Origin of the sequence: Bradyrhizobium sp. 170, from assembly GCF_023101085.1 — a bacterium.
In the GTDB taxonomy this organism is placed as follows: Bacteria; Pseudomonadota; Alphaproteobacteria; order Rhizobiales; family Xanthobacteraceae; genus Bradyrhizobium.
In genome coordinates this window covers 8,548,248-8,571,297 of record NZ_CP064703.1, presented here as the reverse complement: position 1 = coordinate 8,571,297, position 23,050 = coordinate 8,548,248, and the positions used below count along the sequence as shown (strand labels likewise).

Annotated in this window: 22 protein-coding genes, 1 tRNA gene and 1 pseudogene; 11 read left to right on the top strand and 13 right to left on the bottom strand. The window is 64.7% G+C overall.

All coding sequences use genetic code 11. The features are described 5' to 3' along the window. Positions 1–193 precede the first annotated feature (193 nt). The 3 genes from yidC to rpmH are packed head-to-tail and all read right to left on the bottom strand — an operon-like array spanning position 194 to position 2,703. Positions 194–2,074 (bottom strand): membrane protein insertase YidC, encoded by a 1,881-nt coding sequence (gene yidC, locus IVB05_RS40430; RefSeq protein ID WP_247781643.1) that lies wholly within the window; start codon positions 2,072–2,074, stop codon positions 194–196. 19 nt (positions 2,075–2,093) lie between these two features. Then, positions 2,094–2,543 (bottom strand): ribonuclease P protein component, encoded by a 450-nt coding sequence (gene rnpA, locus IVB05_RS40425; RefSeq protein ID WP_247781642.1) that lies wholly within the window; start codon positions 2,541–2,543, stop codon positions 2,094–2,096. 25 nt (positions 2,544–2,568) lie between these two features. Beyond that, entirely contained in the window at positions 2,569–2,703 is a 135-nt protein-coding gene (rpmH, locus tag IVB05_RS40420; RefSeq protein ID WP_008542748.1) for a 50S ribosomal protein L34, read from the bottom strand. 429 nt (positions 2,704–3,132) lie between these two features. On the opposite strand from rpmH, the gene IVB05_RS40415 reads away from it, so the two are divergent. Beyond that, complete coding sequence (locus tag IVB05_RS40415) at positions 3,133–4,608, top strand: HAMP domain-containing sensor histidine kinase (RefSeq protein ID WP_247781641.1); 1,476 nt, start codon at positions 3,133–3,135, stop codon at positions 4,606–4,608. Between the two features lie 69 nt (positions 4,609–4,677). Here the strand turns inward: IVB05_RS40415 and IVB05_RS40410 are convergent, their stop codons facing one another. From IVB05_RS40410 to IVB05_RS40400, 3 genes are read right to left on the bottom strand one after another with little or no spacing between them, the layout of a single operon-like run. Continuing rightward, on the bottom strand, positions 4,678–5,649 hold the full coding sequence (locus IVB05_RS40410) for a tripartite tricarboxylate transporter substrate binding protein (protein ID WP_346771809.1): 972 nt from the start codon (positions 5,647–5,649) through the stop codon (positions 4,678–4,680). A 54-nt stretch (positions 5,650–5,703) separates the two neighbouring features. Next, positions 5,704–6,594, bottom strand: coding sequence for an alpha/beta hydrolase (locus IVB05_RS40405; protein WP_247781640.1), 891 nt, complete (start codon positions 6,592–6,594; stop codon positions 5,704–5,706). 36 nt (positions 6,595–6,630) lie between these two features. Continuing rightward, entirely contained in the window at positions 6,631–7,479 is an 849-nt protein-coding gene (locus IVB05_RS40400; RefSeq protein ID WP_247781639.1) for a GntR family transcriptional regulator, read from the bottom strand. Here IVB05_RS40400 and IVB05_RS40395 point away from each other — a divergent pair. The 6 genes from IVB05_RS40395 (at position 7,478) to IVB05_RS40370 (ending at position 12,038) form a co-directional block, all read left to right on the top strand. After that, on the top strand, positions 7,478–8,092 hold the full coding sequence (locus tag IVB05_RS40395) for a glutathione S-transferase family protein (protein ID WP_247781638.1): 615 nt from the start codon (positions 7,478–7,480) through the stop codon (positions 8,090–8,092). The two genes, IVB05_RS40400 and IVB05_RS40395, sit on opposite strands and share 2 nt — an antisense overlap. Further along, a complete protein-coding gene (locus IVB05_RS40390; protein WP_247781637.1) occupies positions 8,085–9,302 on the top strand; it encodes a CaiB/BaiF CoA-transferase family protein in 1,218 nt (405 codons plus the stop codon). The genes IVB05_RS40395 and IVB05_RS40390 overlap by 8 nt, the downstream gene beginning before the upstream one ends. After that, entirely contained in the window at positions 9,299–9,916 is a 618-nt protein-coding gene (locus IVB05_RS40385) for a carboxymuconolactone decarboxylase family protein (protein ID WP_247781636.1), read from the top strand. Before IVB05_RS40390 ends, IVB05_RS40385 begins: the two co-directional genes overlap by 4 nt. Further along, positions 9,913–10,806: an amidohydrolase family protein gene (locus tag IVB05_RS40380; protein ID WP_247781635.1), complete on the top strand. Its 894-nt coding sequence runs from the start codon at positions 9,913–9,915 to the stop codon at positions 10,804–10,806. The genes IVB05_RS40385 and IVB05_RS40380 overlap by 4 nt, the downstream gene beginning before the upstream one ends. Further along, positions 10,803–11,588, top strand: a complete 786-nt coding sequence (locus IVB05_RS40375; protein ID WP_247781634.1) for an enoyl-CoA hydratase/isomerase family protein — start codon at positions 10,803–10,805, stop codon at positions 11,586–11,588. Before IVB05_RS40380 ends, IVB05_RS40375 begins: the two co-directional genes overlap by 4 nt. 373 nt (positions 11,589–11,961) lie before the next feature. After that, positions 11,962–12,038 (top strand) — tRNA-Arg (locus IVB05_RS40370). A 136-nt stretch (positions 12,039–12,174) separates the two neighbouring features. On the opposite strand, the gene IVB05_RS40365 is transcribed toward IVB05_RS40370, so the two are convergent. Further along, positions 12,175–12,906: an outer membrane protein gene (locus tag IVB05_RS40365; RefSeq protein ID WP_247781633.1), complete on the bottom strand. Its 732-nt coding sequence runs from the start codon at positions 12,904–12,906 to the stop codon at positions 12,175–12,177. A 722-nt stretch (positions 12,907–13,628) separates the two neighbouring features. On the opposite strand from IVB05_RS40365, the gene IVB05_RS40360 reads away from it, so the two are divergent. Continuing rightward, complete coding sequence (locus IVB05_RS40360) at positions 13,629–13,994, top strand: metalloregulator ArsR/SmtB family transcription factor (RefSeq protein WP_247787357.1); 366 nt, start codon at positions 13,629–13,631, stop codon at positions 13,992–13,994. Continuing rightward, a complete protein-coding gene (locus tag IVB05_RS40355) occupies positions 13,972–14,493 on the top strand; it encodes an SRPBCC family protein (protein WP_247781632.1) in 522 nt (173 codons plus the stop codon). Before IVB05_RS40360 ends, IVB05_RS40355 begins: the two co-directional genes overlap by 23 nt. 384 nt (positions 14,494–14,877) lie before the next feature. On the opposite strand, the gene IVB05_RS40350 is transcribed toward IVB05_RS40355, so the two are convergent. After that, positions 14,878–15,234 carry a VOC family protein gene (locus IVB05_RS40350; protein WP_247781631.1) on the bottom strand — a complete coding sequence of 119 codons (357 nt, stop codon included), beginning with the start codon at positions 15,232–15,234 and terminating at the stop codon, positions 14,878–14,880. A 171-nt stretch (positions 15,235–15,405) separates the two neighbouring features. Between IVB05_RS40350 and IVB05_RS40345 the strand changes: the two genes are divergently transcribed. After that, on the top strand, positions 15,406–16,005 hold the full coding sequence (locus IVB05_RS40345; RefSeq protein WP_247781630.1) for a LysE family transporter: 600 nt from the start codon (positions 15,406–15,408) through the stop codon (positions 16,003–16,005). Positions 16,006–16,034: 29 nt separating this feature from the next. On the opposite strand, the gene IVB05_RS40340 is transcribed toward IVB05_RS40345, so the two are convergent. The 4 genes from IVB05_RS40340 to IVB05_RS40325 form a co-directional block, all read right to left on the bottom strand. After that, entirely contained in the window at positions 16,035–16,940 is a 906-nt protein-coding gene (locus IVB05_RS40340; protein WP_247781629.1) for a hypothetical protein, read from the bottom strand. A 13-nt stretch (positions 16,941–16,953) separates the two neighbouring features. Continuing rightward, entirely contained in the window at positions 16,954–18,282 is a 1,329-nt protein-coding gene (locus IVB05_RS40335) for an HlyD family type I secretion periplasmic adaptor subunit (protein ID WP_247781628.1), read from the bottom strand. After that, the gene (locus IVB05_RS40330) at positions 18,279–20,012 is read right to left on the bottom strand and encodes a type I secretion system permease/ATPase (protein WP_247781627.1); all 1,734 of its coding nucleotides are present in this window, start codon (positions 20,010–20,012) and stop codon (positions 18,279–18,281) included. Before IVB05_RS40330 ends, IVB05_RS40335 begins: the two co-directional genes overlap by 4 nt. Positions 20,013–20,144: 132 nt before the next feature. Beyond that, on the bottom strand, positions 20,145–20,435 hold the full coding sequence (locus tag IVB05_RS40325; protein WP_247781626.1) for a hypothetical protein: 291 nt from the start codon (positions 20,433–20,435) through the stop codon (positions 20,145–20,147). Between the two features lie 250 nt (positions 20,436–20,685). Here IVB05_RS40325 and IVB05_RS40320 point away from each other — a divergent pair. Next, positions 20,686–21,933 (top strand): annotated as a pseudogene (locus IVB05_RS40320) (FAD-dependent oxidoreductase). On the opposite strand, the gene IVB05_RS40315 reads toward IVB05_RS40320, so the two are convergent. Beyond that, positions 21,921–22,760: a hypothetical protein gene (locus IVB05_RS40315; RefSeq protein WP_247781625.1), complete on the bottom strand. Its 840-nt coding sequence runs from the start codon at positions 22,758–22,760 to the stop codon at positions 21,921–21,923. The pseudogene IVB05_RS40320 and the gene IVB05_RS40315 sit on opposite strands and share 13 nt — an antisense overlap. Positions 22,761–23,050 lie beyond the last annotated feature (290 nt).

The window sequence follows — 23,050 nt, the reverse complement described above, 5'->3', positions numbered from 1 at the left end:
GAAGGTTCTTCCGTTGCCGTCATGGCCGGGCGTAGCAGTCTGCCTTGCGCAGACTGCGTAAACTTGTCTGCGCTCCCGGCCATCTACGTTCTTCATGTTGCCGCACCGTAAAGACGTGGATGCCCGGCACAAGGCCGGGCATGACGGGGAGAGACTATCTTACCAGGTAGCAACTATAGGGCGCCAACACCGGTCACGTCTTCTCGACGGCCTTCTTGGGCGCGAATGTCGCCTTGAGATTGTCGAACAGCTCCACCTTCACGCCGTTCTTGCGCATGATGTAGCTCTGTTGCAGCACCGAGAGCAGGTTGTTCCAGGCCCAGTAGATCACCAGTCCCGCCGGGAACGATGCCAGCATGAAGGTGAAGATCAGCGGCATCCAGTCGAAGATCATCTTCTGAGTCGGATCCGGCGGCGTCGGGTTCAGCTTCATCTGGAACCACATCGTGATGCCCATGATGATCGGCCAGACGCCGAGCATCAGGTATGGGCCGACCACCGCTCCCAGCACCATGGGATCCCACGGGATAAGTCCGAACAGATTGAAGATCGTGGTCGGATCGGGCGCCGAGAGATCCTTGATCCAGCCGTAGAACGGCGCGTGGCGCATTTCGATGGTGACGAACAGCACCTTGTAGAGCGAGAAGAACACCGGGATCTGCAGCGCGATAGGAAGACAGCCGGCGATCGGGTTGATCTTCTCCTTGCGGTAGATCTCCATCATCTCCTGCTGCTGCTTCTGGCGGTCGTCGGGATAGCGCTCCTTCAGCGCCGCCAGTTGCGGCTGCACCGACTTCATCTTCGCCATCGAGGCGTAGGACTTGTTGGCGAGCGGGAAGAACAGCAGCTTGATCAGCACGGTCACCAGCAGAATGGAGACGCCGAAATTGCCGAACAGGTGGAAGAAATAGTCGAGCAGCAGGAACATCGGCTTGGTGATGAAGTAGAACCAGCCCCAATCGATCAACAGGTCGAAGTGGTTGAGATCAAGCTGCTTGTTGTAGCCGCCGTGGCCGGCCAGCGGGAAATTGATGCCGACGACACCGGCTTCCTTGGCTCCCGCAAACAGCCGCGCATTGGTGCTGCCGGTGCCGCCGATCGCAATGGTCTGCGGATCCTGCAGGTAATCGGCCTGATAGCGAACCTTGGCGCCCGGTTCGGCGAGGAAGCGGGCCTTGAGGCGTGCCGTCGTCTCGGGCAACAGCGCGGCAGCCCAATATTTGTCGGTGATGCCGAGCCAGCCATTCGTGACATTGAATTCGAAGCCCCGCCCGCCATTGCCCAGGACGGGCGCGTCGGCGACGGCCTTGTAGCCGTGCTCCTGCAGGCCCTTTTCGCCGAGATAGCCGATCAGGCCTTCATGCAGGATATAGTAGCCCGAGACCTCAGGCGTGCCGTGACGGGAGATGAGGGCGAACGGATAGAGCGTGACGGGCGCATTGCCGACGTTGGTGACGTCGTCCTTGACGGTGAAGAGATAGCGGTCGTCGATTGCAATGGTGCGGCGGAAGGTGAGGCCTTCGCCGTTGTCCCATTTCAGCGTCACCGGGTTGCTCGGCGACAGCGCGCCCGAACCCTCCTGCTGCCACACCGTCTCGCGGTCGGGAAGCCGCGCCGTCGAGCCCGAGGCGGCGACCCAGCCGAACTCGGCATAATAGGGATGAGCCGTGTTCGAAGGCGAGAACAGCACGATCGCGGGCGACTTCGGATCGACGGTGTCGCGGAATTTCTCCAGCGACAGGTCGTCGATGCGCGCGCCCTTCAGCGCGATGCTGCCCGAAACCCGCGGCGTCTCGATCTTGATGCGGGGCGAGGCCGCGATCGCGGCGTCACGGCTGACGACGGGCGCAGCCGCGCCCGGTTGGCCGGCGGGCGTGGTGGCGGAAGGCGCCGAGCCCGGTTGTGGCGTGGTCGATCCCGGCGCCGTCTGCGGCGACGGCTTGGCGAGCTCGGCCTGGGTCTGGCTTTGCGCGCGCTGCCGCTCCATCTGCGGCATGTTGTAGAAATACTGCCACGCGATCAGCACAAGGCCGGACAGAATGACGGCGAGGATGGTGTTGCGATTATCGGTCATCGTTTTGGGGTCTCGCCATTCAATTCGATTTGCGGCTCGCGCCGCCCGGCTCCGACTGAAGTCGGAACCCACTATCTTTTCGTTTTGACGCGTTTTCTTGACGCGAACCGGTATCCACTTCGCTCGAAAACGCTTTCGTCGCCGGCTGCCGGCCGAGGCGATGCAGCGCCGAACGGAGATCGTCGAGCATGGTTGCGAAGTCGCGGGTGAGCGCGGCCCGACGGCCAACCACCACATAATCATGGTGTGGTCGCATGGATATGACGTCCAGCCGCTTCACGAGTTCGCGAAGCCGTCGCCGGATGCGATTGCGCTCGGTGGCGGTACCGTTCTTTTTGGTAACGGTGAAACCGACGCGGATCGGGCCGTCATCGTCGCGGAGGCGGCCCTGCACCACGAAGGCAGCACTGTTCGCCCGCGTGCCATTGGCAACGGCGAGAAAGTCCGCCCGCTGCCTCAGCCGATCCATGAATGAAATCTCCGGAAGATCCGGCTCAGGCGCTCAGACGCTTGCGGCCACGCGCACGGCGGGCGGCGAGAACCTTGCGGCCGCCGGCGGTGGCGAGACGGGCGCGGAAGCCGTGACGGCGCTTGCGCACCAGTTTGCTGGGTTGATAAGTCCGCTTCACGGGTGGTTCTCCGCTGACCGGGCAATTTGCCTGTTGGATTGAGATATGCGTCCAGTGATGCGGGCCGGCCCGAAAAAGGGCCAGTTACGGCCCAAACGAGCCGCCCCCGGTGGAACCGGGCCATCGCGGACAGTTGGCGCGGCTTATACGGGAGCGACCTGTTTTCGTCAATGTCGGGGGTTGCCGCGGCAGCCGTTCTTTGAAACGTCGCAATTGGGGCGAATATATCTGTTTTCGCGGGGTTTTTGTGGGCGAGAAGGCGGCGCGCCCCGACCATCGGAACCAGCGGACATTAGCGATCGGTAATTTGACCGGTCAGGGGCGCAGAACGCATCCTTGGAATCAGTGTACGGGTCAGGACCAGCGCCGGTCTTGTGTCCGGCAGGGCTCCAAACATGGGGCTCCAAACACATATCAAGGCGGATATTCGTGTCAGCGACCAACGAGCAGCCGACCCCTCAAGCCCCGCGGTGCACGGGCCCGCGTCGGCTCGGCCTGTCCGGCAAGCTGCTGCTGCTGACGATCCCGCTCGTGATGATCGCCCTCCTGATGATCTACGTGCCTTCGATCGCGAATTTCTGGACCAACCGGCTGAACGACCGCCTCGCGGCGGCCAACACTGCCGCCCTGGTGCTGGATGCGGCGCCGCTTGGCATGGTGCCGGATTCGCTGGCGCGGCAGATCTTGACCAGCGTCGGCGCCCGCGCGGTCGCCATCAAGATGGGACAGCAGCGCCGGCTGCTCGCCAGCGCCGACCTGCCGGCGGCGATCGACCGCGATATCGACATGCGGACCCTGACGGTGTGGTCGGCAATGATCGAGTCCTTTGAGACCATGCTGGACACCGGCAACCAAACCATTCGCGTGGTAGGACCCGCGCCCGGTGGCGCACAATTCATCGAGGTCGTGGTCGATGAAAAGCCGCTGCGGCTGGCGATGTACCGCTTTTCCAGCAACCTGCTGCTGGTCTCGCTGGGGATCGCGATGCTCGCCGCGGGGCTGGTCTACCTCGCGCTGCATTACCTGTTCGTGCGGCCGATGCGGCGGCTGACTGCAAATCTCGTTGGCTTCCACGAAAACCCCGAAAGTGCGGCGCGCATCATTGTGCCGAGCCAGCGTGGCGACGAGATCGGGGTTGCCGAGCGCGAATTGTCCGACATGCAGCGCGACCTCGTCTCGATGCTCTCGCAGAAGAGCCGGCTCGCCGCGCTCGGCCTCGCGGTGTCGAAGATCAACCACGATCTGCGCAATCTTCTCGCGTCCTCTCAATTGCTGTCGGATCAATTGGCCAGCGTGCCGGATCCGCGCGTGCAGCGCTTTGCGCCGAAACTGATGCGCTCGCTGGAGCGCGCCATCGACTTCTGCCAGTCGACGCTTTCCTATGGCCGCGCGCAGGAGGCCGAGCCCGACCGCCGGATGATCCTGGTCGAGCCCGTGGTGACCGAGGTGCGCGAATCCGCGGGCCTTGCTGCGGACGCCTCGATCACCTGGATCAGCGCGATCGAGCGCTCCCTGTCGATCGACGCCGATCCCGACCAGCTGTTTCGCGTGCTGCTCAACCTGGTGCGCAACGCCGCCCAGGCGCTGGAAAGCGCCAAGGGCGATGCGGCCACCCTGCAGATCCGCATCACCGGCCGCCGCGAAGGCTCGGTCGCCATCATCGAGGTTTCCGACACCGGCCCCGGCGTGCCGGCGAAGGCGCGTGAGCACCTGTTCGAGGCGTTCCAGACCTCCGGCCGCCCCGGCGGCAGCGGGCTTGGGCTCGCGATCGCCGCCGAGCTGGTGCGTGCCCATGGCGGCGACATCCATTTGGTCGAAGGCACCATCGGCGCCACCTTCCGGGTTTCGATCCCCGACCGCCCGGTGGAACTGCAGAGCGTGCGCAACGAGCGGGCGCGGGCGTAAGGCGGTCGCCACGTCATTTCAGATGTGCAATTGCACATCTGAGGGCGCGCAGGCCCGGCTTCGTGCAAATCACTGCAGCTTGACGCCCCCCGCCTTGCCGACCTGAGCCCATTTTTCCATCTCGGCCTTCACATGTGCCGCGAACTGTTCGCCCGTGCTGCCGACCGTGGTTGCGCCCTGAAGGGCGAGCTTGTCCTTGACCTCGGTCGCGTTCAACGCCTCGACAGCCGCTGAATAGATTTTGGCGGCGACGTCGGCTGGAATGCCGCTCGGCGCCACGAGCCCATACCAGTTGTTGGCGAGCACCTGCGGCATGCCGAGTTCGGCCGTCGTCGGCACGTCGGGCGCGCTCGGGGCACGTTTGGCGCTGCCGATGGCGAGCGCGCGGAGTTTGCCGGCCGTCACGTTGCCGAGCAGGACGGGAATGTCGGCGAACATCATGTTGACGTGACCGCCGAGCAGGTCGTTCACGGCGGGTGCGGCGCCGCGATACGGCACGTGCTCGATGTCGATGCTTGCCGACACCTTGAGCAATTCCCCCGCCATGTGCGGCACGCCACCGACGCCGGTCGAGGCGAAATTGAGCTTGCCCGGTTTCGACTTGGCGAGCGTGATGAGTTCGCCGAACGTCCGGGCCGGGACGTTGTCGGCGACAACAAGCAATTCGGGAACCTCGACGACCTGCGTCAGGAGCTTCAAGTCCTTGTGCACGTCGTACGGCATCGTCTCGGAAAGCACCGGCGTGATCGCGAGCGGACCGGCGCTTGAAAGGCCGATGGTGTAGCCGTCGGGCTCTGCTTTCGCGACCGCGGCTATTCCCGTCACGCCGCCGGCGCCGGCACGGCTTTCGATGATGATTGGCTGGCCCAGCAGAGGCGCCATCTTCTCCGTCAGCACACGCGCGATCGTGTCGGCCGGACCGCCCGCCGGAAACGGCACGATCAGCTTGATCGGCTTGTTGGGATAGGATTGCGCTTGCGCCATTTGCGGCGAGACAAGAAGCGCGGCCACGATCATCGAGCGCACAAGACTTCGCATCATTACTTTTCCTCCCATGTGCGAGGCGCTTGCTGCACCTCGTTTTTCATTGGTGCGTTACAGTTTCGCGATCCACGCCAGGATGGCGTCGACGACGGCGCCGGGCTGCTCCGGGATCAGCGCGTGGCTGGCATTCGGGATGACGACGACGGACACGCGCTCGCCGAACTCCTCGCGGCTTTCGTTCCACTTCTCTCTCGGCTTGAACGGGTCCCCGTCGGGAACCAGATCGAGCATCGGAACCGTGCCGGCCTGCCAGTACTCAGCCTGTTTCGTCGCGGATGCAGCCACGCCCTGCGCCTTGTTGGCGGCCGGCGCCCAGCCGCGGAGCCACACGGAGGCGTCATGGCCCGGAAGGAAGAAGCCCTTGCGCAAGGCCGCGAGGCGTTGCTCGTCCGGCAGGCTCGCATCGCCGGATTGCTGCACGACGGCGCGCAGTTCGTCCGGGTAGGTCCTGGCGGCGGCCGCCATCAGAACGATGCCGCGCACGAGCGCGGGATGGTCGGTGGCGGTCATGCGCGCAACCCAGTTGCCGTAGGCATGACCGGCGATCACAGCCGGGCCCGCGTTCTCGCGGGCAATGACATGCGCGACGTCGCGCGCGAGATCCTGCAGGCGGATGCCTTCGAGCAGGCCCGTGCTCCTGCCGGCGCCGCGCGGCTGCGGCCGGAGGACGCGATAGCCGGCCGCTGCAAGGCGCGACGCGACATCGTCGAAATCCTCGGAGTCGCGGCCGCGCGACGGCAGCATCACGATCAGCGGCCCGCGTCCTTCGGCGATGAGATCGATTTCGAAATTGTCATAGCGCACGATTTCACGGCTGCGCGCCACCTCGGCAGACGCCGCCGGGCCAGGCGGTTGCATCACCGGCCACATCGCGGCCAGGGCGACGATGGTCCGGGAGGTCCGCAAGCGGCGGCATATGGCGTCACGCATCCGCCAGCCCATAAAGTCCGTATTTATGATCTATGCGGCCCGCGCCGGTCATTTGACGTCCATGTCGACGCGCACGACGTCGCCGCGGTAGATGCCCTTCGACACCAGCACCAGCCGTCCCCGCTGATCCACCGCCGAGCGATCGACAAAACAGATCGGCGCATTCAGCGGCAATCCGAGCAGTTCCGAGACTTCCAGATCCGAACTGCCGATCGTCATGGTCTGACGTGCGCTTTCGATGTGCACGCCGGGAATGCTCGCGGCCAGGCGCATCGCGGTCAGCGTTGTGATGGCGCGCTTCGGCAGGCGGCTCGCCAGGCCTGCGTCGATATAGACCTCGGCGATCAAGAACGCCCGCCCGTCGCGGGAGTGGCGCCGCCGCAGCCGTCGGTAGGTCCGCGATATCGTGCCGATATCGTGCGGCCAGCGCTCGGGCGCAGGAACCAGCGTGTCCTCGAGCACCTCGATCGTCGCGCCGTCGCGCGTGTTCATCATGCCGCGGAGGTCGGTCGTCACATCGAGCCAGACATGCGCCCGGGGCTTTTCCGTAACGAACGTGCCCTTGGCGCGATAGCGCGAGACCAGGCCCTCGTCCTCGAGCAGGCCGAGCGCCTGGCGAATCGTCGCCCGCGCGACGCCGCATTCGGCCATCAGCGCTTCGATGGTCGGGATCTGCGCGCCGGCTGGCCACTGGCCGGACATGATGCGGCTGCGGAACAGGGTCGCAAGCTGGATGTAGCGCGCCACGGCGCTACGGCTCAAAGGTACTCCGGCGTCGGTCAGGCTCGCCATGGTCTCCCCGGCTGGCAGTTCGAATTGACAAAAGTCCGTATATATGACCTTTACCGCGAAGGAAAGGCCCTTGGCGCGGCCTGCATTGTCGACGGGCGTAAGCATGAAACTGCATTGGTCTCCACGGTCGCCGTTCGTGCGAAAGGTGATGATCGCCGCGCACGAACTCGGCCTGGCCGAAAAAATCGAATGTGTGCGAAGTGTCGCGGCGATGGATAAACCCAACCCCGCGATCATGCTGGACAATCCGCTGAGCAAGATCCCGGCGCTGGTTCTCGGGGACGGCACGGTGCTGGTCGATTCGTCCGTCATCGTCGAATATCTCGACAGCCTCGCCGGAGGCGGCCGGCTGCTAGCGCCGGCGGGCCGGCAGCGCTGGCTGGTGCTGAGCCGTCAGGCCATCGCCGACGGCTTGCTCGACCTGCTCGTGCTCTGGCGCAACGAACGCGAAAAGCCTGCTGGCCGGCAGACGCACGAGTGGCTCGACGCCTTCGCCATCAAGGCAGCCGCCACGCTCGACCGCCTGGAGGCGGAGGCGGGCGCGCTGGAAAGCGAGCCGTTCGGGATCGGGCATATTGCGGTCGGCTGTGCGCTCTCCTATCTGGACTTCCGCTTTGCCGATCTCGCGTGGCGCGAGGGCCGGCCCCGGCTGGCGGCGTGGCAGGCCATTTTTGCGGCGCGCCCGTCGGCCAAAGCGACGGAAATCGTCGATGGCTGAGGCGGCGCATCCACGCAACGGTCCATTGACGCATATCCGCGTACTCGACCTCGGGCGCATCATGGCGGCGCCGTGGGCGACGCAGATGCTCGCCGACCTCGGCGCCGACGTCATCAAGATCGAGCGGCCTGGCGCAGGCGATGATACACGCGCCTGGGGTCCGCCGTTTCTTGGGGATCGCGAGGGCAATCTCACCGGGGAGAGCGGCTATTTCCTTTCGGTCAATCGCGGCAAGCGATCCGTCGCCGTCGACATCGCGACCGTCGAGGGCCAGCAACTGATCCGCGCCATGGCGCAGCAATGCGATGTCGTGATCGAGAATTTCAAGGTTGGCGCGCTTGCGAAGTACGGTCTCGATGCGGCGGCGCTGCGCGCCCTGAAGCCGTCGCTCGTCTACTGCTCGGTTACCGGTTTCGGCCAGGACGGTCCGAGGTCCCAGAACGCCGCATACGACTTCGCCATCCAGGCCATGGGCGGCCTGATGAGCGTGACCGGCGAGCGCGACGGCGAGCCCGGCGGCGGCCCGCAGAAGGTCGGCGCTCCCGTTGTCGATCTGATGACGGGCATGTACGCGGCCGTGGCCATTCTCGCCGCACTGGCACGGCGCGCCGAGACGGGGCAGGGCGAGACCATCGACCTTGCTATGCTCGATGTCGCGGCAGCGTTCCTCGCCAATCAGGCGATGAATCATCTCGTCTCCGGCAAAACGCCGCAGCGCGGCGGCAACCGTCATCCCAACATCCAGCCGCAGGACGTGTTTGCCGCGTCCGATGGACATTTCGTTCTCGCGGTCGGCAATGACGGCCAGTTCGCACGGCTGTGCGAGGTGATCGGCGATGCGGAACTGGCGCGCGACCCGCGCTTTTCGACCAACGCTGCCCGCGTCCGCGCCAATGCCGACCTGACGGCGCAGTTGTCCGCCGCCTTCGCCGCGTGGAAGCGGGACGCGCTCGTTGCGGCGCTCGACGCCGCCGGCGTGCCGGCCGCACCGATCAACACCATCCCGCAGGTCTTTGCCGATCCCCAACTGCAACATCGCGCGATGCTGCGGCACCTGCCGCATCCGCTCGCCGGCAGCGTCCCCCAGGTCGTAAGCCCGATCAGGCTCGCCGACGCGCCGTTGCGCTTCGACCGGGCGCCGCCTTTGCTCGGTCAGCATACGCAGGAAGTGCTGCGCGAGTTCGGGCTTCTCGCGGAAGGCGCATCGTGACCGGCGTCGAGGACCAGCGCCCGCGCATTCCACTGCTCGACGTCGAAGACATGAACGCCGAGCAGCGCCGGCTTCACGATTCTGTGGTGTCGGGTCCGCGCGGGCAGATGATCGGTCCGTTGCGCGCGGCGATCCACAGCCCGGAGCTGGCGTCGGCATGGTCGGCGCTCGGCGAGTTTCTGCGCTACCGCACTTGCTTGCCGCCAAGCCTCAACGAACTCGCGATCATCGTGACGGGACGGCGCTGGACGGCGCAGGTCGAATGGTGGGTGCATGCGCGCGCCGCGGTAGCGGCGGGCCTGACGCAGGAGATCGTCGATGCCATCGCGGCACTCGAAAGCCCGGTGTTCGACGGCGCGGCGGAGTTAGAGGTTTACGAGTTCACGCGCGCATTGCAGCAGACGGGTCGCGTGCCGGCGGACACCTACGACGCCGTACTGAGCCGCTGGGGCGCACGCGGCGTGGTCGAGCTGACGGCAGTGATCGGCTATTACACGATGGTGTCGCAGACATTGAATGCGCACCAATTGCCGTTGCCCGAAGGCGCGACGGGTCTGGCGCCCGAGACGGTTCTGGTCACGCTGCCGCGGGGGCGCCACGGGAGCGCGTCGTGACGGCGGCCGACTTCGAGACCGTTCCGGCGCCGGACGCAAGCGTGCCGGGCTGGACGCTGCCGCCCGGCGCGTGCGATGCGCATTTTCACGTGTTCGGCCCGCACGATCGTTTTCGTCCAACGTCGCCGCCGGTTTATGCGCTTCCCGAGGCGACGCCGCAGGTCGCGGCCGCCCTGCGCCGGACGCTTCGCCTGACGCGCGGTGTGCTCGTTCAGCCGGCGCCCTACGGCAGCCATCCCGATGCCATGCTGAGCGCCATCGCGGCCGCGCCCGAGACGCTCCGCGGCATTGCGGTCGCATATCCCGGCGTCGACACCGGCACACTCCAGGGCTGGCGCGCCGCGGGCATCGTCGGGCTCCGCTTCGTCGAGATGCGCGCACCGGATGGCAGTCGCTATCCCGGCAGCGTCGGCTTCGATGCCATCGGCGTGCTGGCGCCGCGCATGCGGGCGGTCGGCCTTCACGCCCAGCTATGGGCGAGGGCGGATGTTCTCGCTGAATGGCTGCCGCACTTGCTGCGGTCGAAGGTGCCGCTCGTGCTGGACCACATGGCGTGTCCTGATCCGCTGCTTGGGCCTAATGCCGCTGCCTTCAAATCCATTCGCGCGCGCCTCGCCGACAGCGACGTCTGGGCCAAGCTGACGGTTTGCCGCGTGTCGCAACAACCCGGGCATGACGACGCGCGCGCCTTCCACGACGCCCTGATCGCCGCCGCGCCGGAACGTGTCGTGTGGGGGTCTGACTGGCCCTATGTGCGCATGAACCCGGCGCCGGATGCCGGGCACATGCTCGATCTCCTGCGCTCCTGGGTGCCTGATCCGGCGCAGCGCACCCGCATTCTCGTCGACAATCCAGCTCGCCTCTACGGCTTCGAAAGGACTGCCCCATGAAAGGTATCGAAACGCTCGAACGCTTCCGCATCGAAATCACCGATCACGTCGCCACGCTGACGATATCAGCGCCGCCGGTGAACTCGCAGGATCGTAAGTTTCGCGAAGAGATCATCAGGATTTTCGACGTGCTCGGCGCCGAGATCGACGTGCGCGCGATCGTGCTGACGGGCGACGGCAAGATTTTCTCGGCGGGTGCAGATCTGTCGGAGCGCCCCGCGCTGCTGCAGGAGCCGGGCGGCTATTCGCGTCACAACCGTCTCGTGCGCGCCTCGTTCGATTGCGTGATGGAATGCCCGAAGCCGGTGATCGCGGCCGTCAATGGTGCTGCGATCGGCGCCGGGTGCGTGCTCGCCCTCGTCTCCGACATCCTCGTCATCGCCGAGGAAGCCTATATGTCCATGACCGAGGTCGATTACGGACTCGCGGGTGGCGTCCGCCACGTCTTGCGCTCGTTCAGCCCGTCGGATGCGCGCCTGATGATTTATACAGCCAGGCGCATGTCGGGCGCCGAGCTCTATCGCATGAACGTCGCGTCGGTCTGCGTGCCGCGCGAGCGTGTCGTTGCCGAGGCGCAGGCGATCGGCAAGGCGATCGCGGAGAAGGTGCCGCTCGCGGTTGTTGCCGCCAAGCGGTCGTTCGGATTGACCGAGGAACTGCCGCTGCGCGACGGCTATCGCTACGAGCAGAGCCAGACGGCAGCGCTGGCCGAAACCGAGGACACGAAGGAGGCGCTCGCCGCATTCCGCGAGAAGCGCAAGCCGGTGTTCAAGGGGCGGTGAGGTACCGGCGGGGTCCACGGGTCCCGGTCGCTACCGGGCTTGCGTCGGCGGCAATCCGGGCGAGGCCACGCCGCCGCCAAATTCGTGCTCGCGGTCGGCTGCAAATCAAGCGCGGCGGGCGGCATGTCCCGCTGCGGGCATCGCGGCGGGATGAACCCGTAATTACCTGTAACTGCGGGTAAATTTCGGCTGTGCCCCGGCGGGCGCCCGGAACTGACGTCAAATTGACGGCCCCCGTTTCGGCCGGCAAATCGCACGAAGCGGACCTTGCAAAGCGAGGCCGGAGCAGGTAGCTAAAGCGCTCTTTCGCGACCGTCCGGACCATATTCGGACGCATCCGGGCCCCTTAAGGCCCAAATGCACAAGCGAAAACGCGCCCGTAGCTCAGCTGGATAGAGCACCAGACTACGAATCTGGGGGTCAGGAGTTCGAATCTCTTCGGGCGCGCCACTTCGGAATACGCTATCGCAGCCAAAATCGGCCGCTTCTTTGATTGAACCCGCCACGAATTGAGTGCGCTGTCACCGTAATACGCCTGCCTACCAAGGAAGCCCGAAGCTTAGAGCACCAAGCTTTTCCAATGGCGTCAGAACTTGTAGCTCAACCCTCCGCGAACGACATCGATGCTGAGCTCGTAATTAACCGGCACCGCACCGCGAATTAGGTTAGGGTAAGTTGCCGAGCCGAATCCATAATGTAGATATTCGGCGCGCAGCAGGAGATTTTGCCAAAGTCTGTATTCCACGCCGCCACCGGCCGTCCATCCGAAATGGTCATTGAAAAAGGTGTTTGAGAAACTGTCCACCACCGTGCCGTTGATGCTGAGGGTTGCCGAGCCGGTTGCCGAATCGTGCGCCCACCCAAAGCCGGCAGTCCCGTAGAACAGCCAATCCGGCGTCAGAAGAAAGCCGGCGCGTGCCCGTGCCGAGCCGAAATAATCGACTTTTGATGAGACTGTAACTGTCTCGCTGACGAGAGCCCCGCCAATCACAGCGGTGCCTGTGATGCTTTGCGAATGCCTTAAGTCGGCGCCAGAGAAGTCAACTTCGAGGCCTCCGACGATGCTGCCGTATTGCCAGTTGTAGCCGGCTTGGCCGCCGAACACGCCGCCCCTGGGCGATGGGTTCGAGAACGGGGAGATGTCGCCGGCTACGTTGTCATGGCCCCAGCCGTAACCGCCATGGATGCCGAGATAAAAGCCACTCCATTGTGCCGGCAACGGTCCCGCAAGAGCGGGCGCCTTGACGGCCAAGTCGGCCGCGAAGGCCGGGCCGGCAAGAATTAACGTGGCCGCAACGAAACCCAGTTCCTTCGTCATGTGCAACTCCGTCCCTACCAAGCCGTGGCTCAGCGACCCGAGTCGCCGCAGTGACGTAGCAACAATGTAACATTCCCGATTGGCGATAGCCGGACTGCCGCAATCAGGAGCGATAAGGTGGCCGAGAGCGAATCTGCTTTATGTTTGTGTCTAGAGTTGGCCCATCAGCGGATAAGGGCAGACCGTGCGGCAAGCCGACCGAGCACGTCGAGCAGTTGGAGTTGGGAGTTGCAGAAATACGTAATGGTGTCTCCCTAATCCCGGATCGGTCGCGCCTGGGGCCGCTGTCCTCATCCAAACAACGTCGTGCCCGACTGCCTCCAGAGCGACCGCTGCCTGCCATCGCAGAACGGGAGAGTGCTTTGGGCGATGCGCGCAAGCAGTGGCGTGGCTCGGCGAACTGCATCATAGCGTCACGGCGAAGCAATAGTGCCCATCTTCATCGGCCGTGGCGCGCCAAATCCCGCCGTAAGTCGCTGAAACTACGACAAAGCCGTACTGGCTACGACGGCGGAAATCGGAACACTCTTAGATATCGTTAGTTCGGCGATCCCGGACGGCAGAAAAGTTCGAATCGCTTCTGGCGGAATGGCTACAGGGCATGGGATCGCCGAGGTCGATCGAATCTCGTCGAGATGGGGTCGATCTGGGGGGCGGCCGGCAACGCAGCGCGCTCGGTCCCCCTTGCATGCCGCCAATCCGTGCGCTACATACTGAACCGAATGGTTCAGTATGCCCGGACCCGCTTAGATGCCTCGTTCGCCGCGCTCTCGGACGCCACCCGACGCGGCGTTCTGGAGCGGCTCGGACGTGCAGACGCTTCGATCACGGACCTTGCCGAGGCGTTCCAAATGACCCTCACGGGCATGAAGAAGCACGTCGGCGTCTTGGAGCAGGCGGGACTCGTCACCACGGAGAAAGTCGGCCGAGTGCGGACCTGCAAGCTCGGCCTACGCCGACTGGAGGAAGAGGCGGCATGGATCGAAAGGCACCGCCATCTCTGGGACGCACGCTTCGACGAGTTGGACAAGGTTGTCGAGGAATTGAAACGGAAGGAGAAGGTCGATGGACAAAAGAAGAGAGGGTGAGTCCACCCCCATAAAGAACCACACGACGGTGGAACGGAAGTCCGACCGGGAGCTGGTCGTTACGCGAACCTTTGACGCGCCGGCGCGCACCGTGTTCGAGGTCTGGACCAAGCCCGAGCTGTTCATGCGGTGGTGGGCACCGAAGTCGATGGGCGTGCCCCTGCTTTCCTGCGAGATGGATGTTCGTGCCGGAGGCAAATACCGCCTCGAGTTCGGACATGATGCCTCAAACTCCTCGGCATTCTTCGGCAGGTATATCGAAGTGACACCGCACTCGCGCCTCGTCTGGACCAATGACGAAGGTGGTGACGGTGGACCGGTCACCACGGTGACCTTCGAGGAAAAAGGTGGCAAGACGCTGCTGGTCACGCACGAGCTCTATCCCTCGAAGGAAGCTCTCGACGCTGCCGGCACCGGGGCGGCGGACGCGATGCCCGAGCAGTTCGAGCAGCTGGACGAGCTTCTCGTCGCCCTGGGCGCGAGCGCGGGACAGTCATGAAGTCGTCGATCTCGCGGTCGGCCGCTTGGCTCCTCACCCTAAAATTCTCCGATCTTTAGGGCGTTATGTTCGCCCTCAGCGGAGCGAAGCGCTGGGCAAGTAGCAGACCGCGCCGATGTTGCCGCAACACGGATCAACAATTCCGGTGATCATTGCACGCGTTGACTTTATGAGAGACGTCCGACCAACCTTCGTCGTCTCCGCACAATCGAAAAAAATGTGCTCTACGGAGCAGTGAGTCGTAACACCTTGGCGGTTCTCGGATACGCACGGCGGTATTCGCAGGCTGGAGGGTAGGATATCATAGCGCCCCAGCGGAAATGTAGTTATCAGTTTCATCCACGCTGGCGCGCCATTTTTACGCCGGATCTGCGAAGTCGACGATCAGGCGGTTCCAAACATCACCTTTCGTCCGTCGGGATCGACTACGGTTACGACAACGTCGTCTGTGGCGTATGGCGTGAGCCCGCAGGTTTTCAGATGCGCAAGAAAGCGGTTCTGATCCTCGATGCTGAAGTAGAGATGGGTCAGATTCGATTCAGGCAGCGCGGGATGAGTGTAATCGGCAAACGCCTTGGCGTCGTGAATCGCCAATTGCATGCCATCCCGATCCATCCGCCAGTAGATGTATCCGCCTTCTACCCCGACCTTTTCCATCGGTAGCTGGGCGACCTGCGCGTAGAAGCGGGCCGCTACCTCAGGATTTTCGGAGGTCAGGAAAACGCCACGCAGCCTCATCATGCCAGTCCCTCAGAGATACTTCGCACGGCCGGCGTGCATGTGCCGCCCTTTGCCTTGCTCTACGTTGGCGCGTCATTCTGCAATTAACAAAAATCAATACCGCTCATCGGAATAATTGGTTTTTGCATTGGAGACAAACCGGTTAGTCCTCTTGGAGGGAGGCGCTCCGCAATGGACACGGTTGCACTAGGCATATTTTTGACTGCGGCGGTCGGATTGCTTGGATCGCCAAGTCCTGCGATCGCGGCCCTTATCGCGGTCGGTCGCGCCCGAGGCCTTGTTGGAGGGTTGCCGTATTTCCTAGGGCTTCAGTTGGGTTTGGCAACGGCTGCCGGCATTACGGCCGCAGGACTGTTTTCGTTGCTGGCAGCATTCCCGTCCGCGCTGCGCGTGATGACGATAGCCGCCACGGTTTATCTGATCTATCTCGCCTACAGGATTGCGTCGTCCCCGGTCGGAGAAACCGCCCAGGCAAGCAACGGCGCGCACGCGTCGCCCGCGGCCGGATTTCTCCTGGGTGTGACAAATCCGAAAGCCTATCTGGCATTCGCATCTCTGCTTGCGTCCTATACCGTGATCAAAGGCAGCGCGCAGCAGGATACCCTCACCAAATGGTTTTTGCTGGTAGCGGTGATGATCGTGGTGGACATCGTCTGGCTCTACGTCGGGGCCTTCCTGCGAGGATTGATGCTGTCGCCAAATAGCGAACGTGTGCTCAATGTCACGCTCGGATTGACGGTGCTGATCGCTGCCGGATTGGCATTCGTTTAGCCATCCGGAAACTGTCCGAGATGGTTTCTTCAGAAGTGATGCACGCCCAGCGCCGAGAATGCGCCGTCGTGCGGCTCGTGGCCGTCCATGGTCGGCTGGCCGAGAAAGCCGAGTTGCAGCGGCATCGGATGCAGCAGCGACGTCGGTATCGCGCCCGCGGTGTCGAGCAGCGGTATGTCGTGCTGCGCGGAGCCGGAGAAATCCGTCGCGCCGGATGTCAGGCCGGAAAGGTTCGTCGTCAGCGGTTCGAGCAGGCCGGTGCCAGGCGCGTCATGTATCAGGCCGGTCACCGCGCCGGTCAGGCCGTCGACGAGGTGGCTCACGGTGCCCGTCAGCGTCGAGGTCAGTTGTCCGGCCGTGGCGCTCAGGCTCGCGATCGTGCTCGATACTGTTGCAAGCGCGGTGTCGACGATGCCGGTGACGGTGTCTGCAAGCGCGTGAACGGATGCGCCGGGATCGAGCGTGGGTGATGCGATGCTGCCGCCGGTCCCGCTGCTCGCGCCCGCCGATGGCGCGTGATCCACCGATGCGCCAAGGGCCGATAGTGCAGGCGACGATGCAAAAGCCTGCGTAGCCTGCACTTCGCCCGATGACGTGTGGTCCAGCGTCGCGCCCGCATCCTGTGGCGAGGTCGCTGCCGTGGCGTCGGTATGGACCGTAGGCGAAAAATCGACTGCCGGAGATTCGATCGTGCCGGCATGCTGTTCCTCGTGATCCGGCCCCGGATCAGCCGGCGCCAGCGTCGCTGCCGGGTGCAGTGCGGCCGGCTCCGCCGCGCGTGCCTCCCCCTCGTGCTCCATGCGATGCAGCACCGTGTCGGCGTCGTTGAGAAGGCCGAGCAACATGGTGGCGAAAGCAACCGACTCGGTTGCCGAGATATGACGGCTGCGCTCGGCTTCGTCGGAGCGGCGGGCGTTCTTTTCGGATTCGGCCATGGCCACCTCCTCGTCAGCGTTCGCGGAACGCGCGGGTGATCTCGTCGCGCAGCGGACCGAGCAGATATTCGAACAGCGTGCGCGGCCGCGTCGGCACGATCACCTCGGCCGGCATGCCGGCCTGCAGATCGATGCGCGACTTCTTGACGTCGTTCGGATCGAGCGCGACCTCGACGGCGTAATAACCCTGTCCGGACTTGTCGTCGGTCAGGCGGTCGGCGGACACCGTGTGCACAGTGCCATAGAGCCGGGGGCGCTCGACATAGTTGACGCCGATGAGCTGCACCTCGGCGCGGTGGCCGACGGCGACGTCGTTGATGTCGGACAGTTTCAGCTTCGCGGCCGCGATCAGCGGATTGTCCGTCGGTACGATGTCCATCAGCCGCGCGCCCGGCTGGATCACGCCGCCCTCGGTGAAAACGTCGAGGCCGACCACCGAGCCGGTCGCGGGCGCGGTAATCCGCGTGCGTGCCATCACGTCGGTGGCGGCGTCGATCTTGGGCCCCAGCTCCGCAAGCTTGTTTTCGGTGGCGCGCAACTGGTCGGTGATCTCGCTCATCCGCGCGCGCTCCACTCGGGCGATTTCGAGATCGTTCTGCGCGATCTGCTGCTGCATGCCGGCGATGCTGGCCTGCTGCGCGCCGATATCGGCCTGCAGTTTTGCGTCCTCGCGCTGCAAGGCGAGGATGCGGGTCTTCGGCGTATAACCCTGCGCGTACAGATGCTGCGCACCGTTCATCTCGTCCGTCAGCAGTTCCCGCTGCTTCTCGGTGCCGGCAAGCTGCGCCTGGGTGCCCGTGATCTGCGATTCGAGCTCCTTGATCTTGCCGCGCAGCACCGCCGTCTCGGCTGCGAACTGGTGTTTTCGCGCCGCCATCATCGCCGTCTCGTTGGCCATGGCCTGACGCACGGCTGATAGCTCGCCGCGCACGCGGAGACCTTCGTCGAAGTCAGGCGCATCGCTTTTGTCGCGTTCGGCCATCAGCCGCGCACGCGCGGCCAGCGCGGCGTCGCGATCGGCTGTAAGGACGTCGAGCTTGGCGCGCGGGTCACTGTCGTCGAGCCGGATCAGGAGCTGGCCTTTTTCGACGCGCGCGCCGTCGCGCACGGTGAGCTGGCGCACGACGCCGCCGTAAGGGTGCTGCACGCTCTGCCGCCGGCCTTCGACTTGCAGGTTGCCGCTGGCGATGGCTGCGCCCGAAATCGGCGCGAGCGTTCCCCACATCGTCATCGCCGCGGCGAACGCCGCGACCACGCTGCCGCCGATCAGGGCCGGTCGTCCGGGGCGCGCATAGCGCGCGCGGTCGCGCATCGGGCTGAAGCCATCGTCGATCGCCGTCATGACGCGCGTCCTGCAGCGGCCTGCTGCAAGGCGTGATAGACCTCGCCCGGCGGTCCGAGCATGTCGAGCATGCCGCCGCGCAGCACCATCATGACGTCGACGATGTCGAGAATGGTGGTGCGGTGGGTGATCACGATGACGGTCGCGCCCTCGCTCTTGGCCTGCAGCAGCGCGATCTTGAGCGCCTCTTCGCCGGGCGCGTCGAGATTGGCGTTGGGCTCGTCGAGCACGAGCAGCGGCGGCCGGCCGAGCAGCGCACGCGCCAGCGCCAGACGCTGGCGCTGCCCACCGGACAGGCCGACGCCGCCGGGCCCAAGCCGCGTGTCGTATTGCTTCGGCAGGTCGAGCACCATCTCGTGAATGCCGGCGCGCTTGGCGGCGTCGATGATCTCCTCCGTCGAGGCGTCGCCGAAGCGGGCGATGTTCTCGCGCACCGTGCCGGCGAACAGGCCGACGTCCTGCGGCAAATAGCCGACATGGCGGCCGAACTCGAGCGGATCCCAATGGCTGTAGTCGAGCCCGCCGAAACGCAACCGCCCGTCGGCCGGGGCGATGGCGCCAACCAGGAGCCGCGCCAGCGTGCTCTTGCCGGAGCCGCTCGGGCCGACGATGCCGAGCGCCTGGCCGCCGCCGAGCTCGAACGTCAGGTCCCTGATGACGGGCTCCTTGCGCGCCGGCAGCAGGCAGCGCAGCTCGCGCACCTCGATCGTATTGCGCGCCCGCGGCACGATGGTGTGCGGCGGCGTCAGGTCGATCTCCCCGAGCAGATCGCGCACTTCCGCATAGGCCTCGCGCGCGCCGATGAACTGCTTCCAGGTGCCGACCGCCTGTTCCACCGGCACCAGCGCCCGCCCCATCACGATGCTGGCGGCGAAGATGGTTGCCGGCGTGATGGCGTGGTCGATGGCAAGCCAGGCGCCGGTGCCGAGCATCAGCGATTGCAGCAGCAAGCGGAAGAAGCGGATCGAGGAGGTCATCACCGCGTTCTTGTCGCTGGCCTGCGCCTGCTGCACCAGCATCGACGAGCGCTGGCTCTGCCAGTTGCGTTCCACCGCCGGCTGCATGCCCATGGCGCGGATGACGTCGGCGTGGCGCAGGATGTTTTCGGTGAACACGTAGGACTGGTTGCCGGCGGCCTCCGCTTCCTTCATCGGCTCGCGGGTCATCACCTCGTTGAGGCCGGCGAGCCCGAGCAGCAGCACCGCGCCGATGGTCGCGACGATGCCGAGCAGCGGATGGATGAAGAACAGCAGCAGGAGGTAGATCGGGATCCATGGCAGGTCGAACGCGAAGTAGAGGCCCGGACCGGTCACGAAGGTGCGGAACTGATCGAGATTGCGCAATTGCTGCGCGCCGCGCGAGGCGCCGCGCTGCGCCGAGCGCACCACCAGCGCCTCGAACACGCGCGCCGACAATTCCATGTCGAGGCGGATGCCGCAGCGGATCAGGATGCAGGAGCGTACCGCGTCCAGCGCCGCCATGGTGAGCAGCGCGATCGCCAGGATCAGCGTGAGCAGCACGAGTGTGGAGACGTTCTCGTTGAGCAGGACGCGGTTATAGACCTGCATCAGATAGAGCGGTGAACTCAGATAGAGCAGGTTGATGCCGCTGGAGAACAGCCCGGCCCAGAGGAAGTGCGGCCACAGCGCGATCAGCGCCTGGCGAACGTCGTCGGTCCGGCGCTGCGGGGCGACGGATTCATCAAGCGCGGTCAGCGTGCCCGTAGGCATTCGGCGATCACCTCAAGGCGCAGGTCGACAGGACGCTGCGCAATCAACTCGTGCAGCGCAGGTGGTCGAGACGTGGCGTGGGGATGCGTTCCCCACGCCGCGCATTTTTGAATGTCTGAGGCTCAACTGGCGTTAGGCGAGGCCGTGGAGCAGGCCGCCAACATCGAGGTGATCGACATCGGCGCTGGCACCGATCAGGGTCGGTGCGGAAACCGAGGCGTCGACACCGTCGAGTCCGGCGGAGAGGTCGATGCTCGGGCTCGTCTCGATCACTGCGCCGAGATCGAGCGTGTGCGACAGGTCCGCCGTGGTGCCGGCGCTTGCAGAGGCGCTGCCGCTAGCGCCTGCGCCGCCAAGAACGCCGGTGGCGGTTCCGAGCAGGCCATCGACGGTACCAAGCAGGTTTCCGAGTAGAGCAGCCATGTAGTCAACTCCTATGAAGGTTGGCTGGAATGCGACGAACGTCGCGGTGCACAAAGTCACGGGAGTCAGAAAGGTTGCGGACTCACATGCGGCCTTTTGGTGATGATTTGTTGGGAGCGGAACCGGCTGTTCCCTGCGTGGCGGTGTGCGCTTTGGCATCGTCATTCCGGCGTGGCCATTCCCTTCGAAGCCGGACATTGGCGGGCGGGCCACGATGTGAAATGTTCCCGTGATTGAATTTGGAAAGTCGATGTCGGAAGAAAAAACTGAAGTCGTGGTGCTCGGCGCGGGCATCGTCGGTGTATCAACAGCCTATGCCGCGCGGCAGCGCGGGATGTCGGTCATTCTCGTCGACCGGCGCGAGCCGGGCAGCGAGACCTCCTACGGCAATGCCGGCATCATCAGCAGCGGCTCGATATCGCCGCTCAACAATCCCGCGCTGTGGAAGGCGCTGCCGAAATACCTGACCAACCGCCACGCCGCGTTGCGCTGGAATCCGGTCTGGGCGGTCCAAAACGCGGGATGGGTCGTGCGCTTTCTGTCCGATTCGGCTGCGTCGCGTTTCAGGCCACGCGCGACCGCCCTGCATGGATTGATCGGTGCATCGGCAAAACTGCACCGGGAATGGATCGTGAAAGCGCAAGCGGGGCATCGCATTCGCGAGACCGGCTGGCTGAGGGCGTGGCGGAGCGACGCGGTTGCATCAGCGAAGCAGGAGCAGGCCCTCTTGGCTGAATTTGGCATCGCCAGCGAATTGCTTGATCGCCAGGCCATCTCCGCGCTCGAGCCTGATATCGTGCCCCACTATAAAGTGGGCCTGCTGCATACCGAGACCGCCTCGGTCGATTCGCCGGGCGCGGTGGTCAAGGCCTATGCGCGGATGTTCGCTGGCGCGGGCGGCGATGTCAGGCAGGCGGACCTCGAGGCGATCATGCCTGACGGCGATCGCTGGCGCGTGGTGCTGGCGGGTGGCGAGATTTCGGCGCGCCATGTCGTGGTCGCGCTGGGACCATGGTCCGCTGATATTTTGTGGCCGCTCGGCTATCGCGTTCCGCTCGCCTTTGAGCGTGGCTACCATCGCGAATTCAAACCGAACCCGGCGCGTTCGTTGCGGCGTCCGATTTATGACATCGACGGCGGTTTCATCATGACGCCGATGGAGCAGGGCATCCGTGTCACCTCAGGCGTCGAACTGACCGGCCGCGACGCGCCTTCCTCGTTCGCCCAGCTCGATTAGGTCGTTCCGCTCGCGCGCGGCGTGGTCGAATTCGGCGACGCTATCGGCGAACCATGGCGAGGCTCGCGCCCGACGCTGCCCGACAGCCTGCCGATGATCGGTCCGGCGCCGCGGCATGCCGGCCTGTGGCTTGCCTTCGGCAACCAGCACATCGGCTTCACGACCGGTCCCGCGACGGGCGCCGCCATTGCCGCCATGATCGATGGCGCACCGCCGCCCTTCGACGTCGCGCCGTTTGCGCCGGACCGCTACATTTCATGACGTCGCTGCCGCACCGCCGCTGCGCCGGCCGAGACCAGCATGACGAAGCCGAGTATTCCGCTCACCCCGGCGGTGACGAAGAACGGCTTCAGGTCAGCGCCGGGGCTGAGGTCGAGCACGATCGGCGGCGATGCGACCGCGATGTTGTTCTTGCGGTAGCCCTCGCCGACGGGCCCGGGAAGGCCATCACGCACCAGAACGCCCGGTTGCGTCGTGATCTGGAAGGCCGGCGTTCTCGGCGAAAGCGTCAACATGCTGCCGCCACCGGGCGGCACATAGGCCGTCGTGTTGGTCTTCATGAAATAGACGAGTGGCTGGCCCGGGCGCCAGTTCGCCGGAGTCAATGGAATGTAGCGGTCGAGTATCGTTGTGCTATCCCTTTTGGTCCCGAACTCGATGATGTATTCGGTTCGCGCGATGCCGGTGATCGTCGCATGAGCTGATCGCGGCGTGTCGCCCTTCGACAGGTCGAGGCTCTCGACGTTGAACGTTTCCATCGACCTCACATAGCCGTACCAGCCGGCACCGGCCGAGACCGCCAGGGCCACGACACCCAGCAAGACGAAAATCGCGGGCGATCTGGCGCCCGCGTCGGTCATGCGCATCTGGTCCTGCATACCTGTAAGCGTGACAAGCACGGCGGCCGGACTGCCCAGGACCAGGAGCGGAAAGAGCAGGGTGAGCCTCGCCCGGTAGGAGCCGAACTGCTCCAATTGCCACTCGGCGGCCAGCCGATAGAGCCCTGCGTAAGCGTACCACTCGTAGAAAATATAAGCGCAGGCCGCCGCGACGTAGAGCCAAATGACCCACTTAAGAACGGACTTCATCATTCCCCCTCAACGGCGCCTCGGCTGCAAATGCGCGGGCCGCGACGGTCGTTCGAGATTGCGTCAATCCTGCGATGCGGACTGAGACAAAATTTGGACGTCACGGAATAGGACGGATGACTCGCGTTTTTTCCCTGAGGGAGTCCGCAAAAAATGATCGACCGCACGCACTGCCCGGCAGCATGAGACCGAGTGCGGCCCCGAACGACGCAAGCGAAGATCTCCGCATAGGTGTGGGCCAAGCTGCCGGGCAGCATCGCGAGCGCCGCAAGCAAGACACCAGCTCGGAC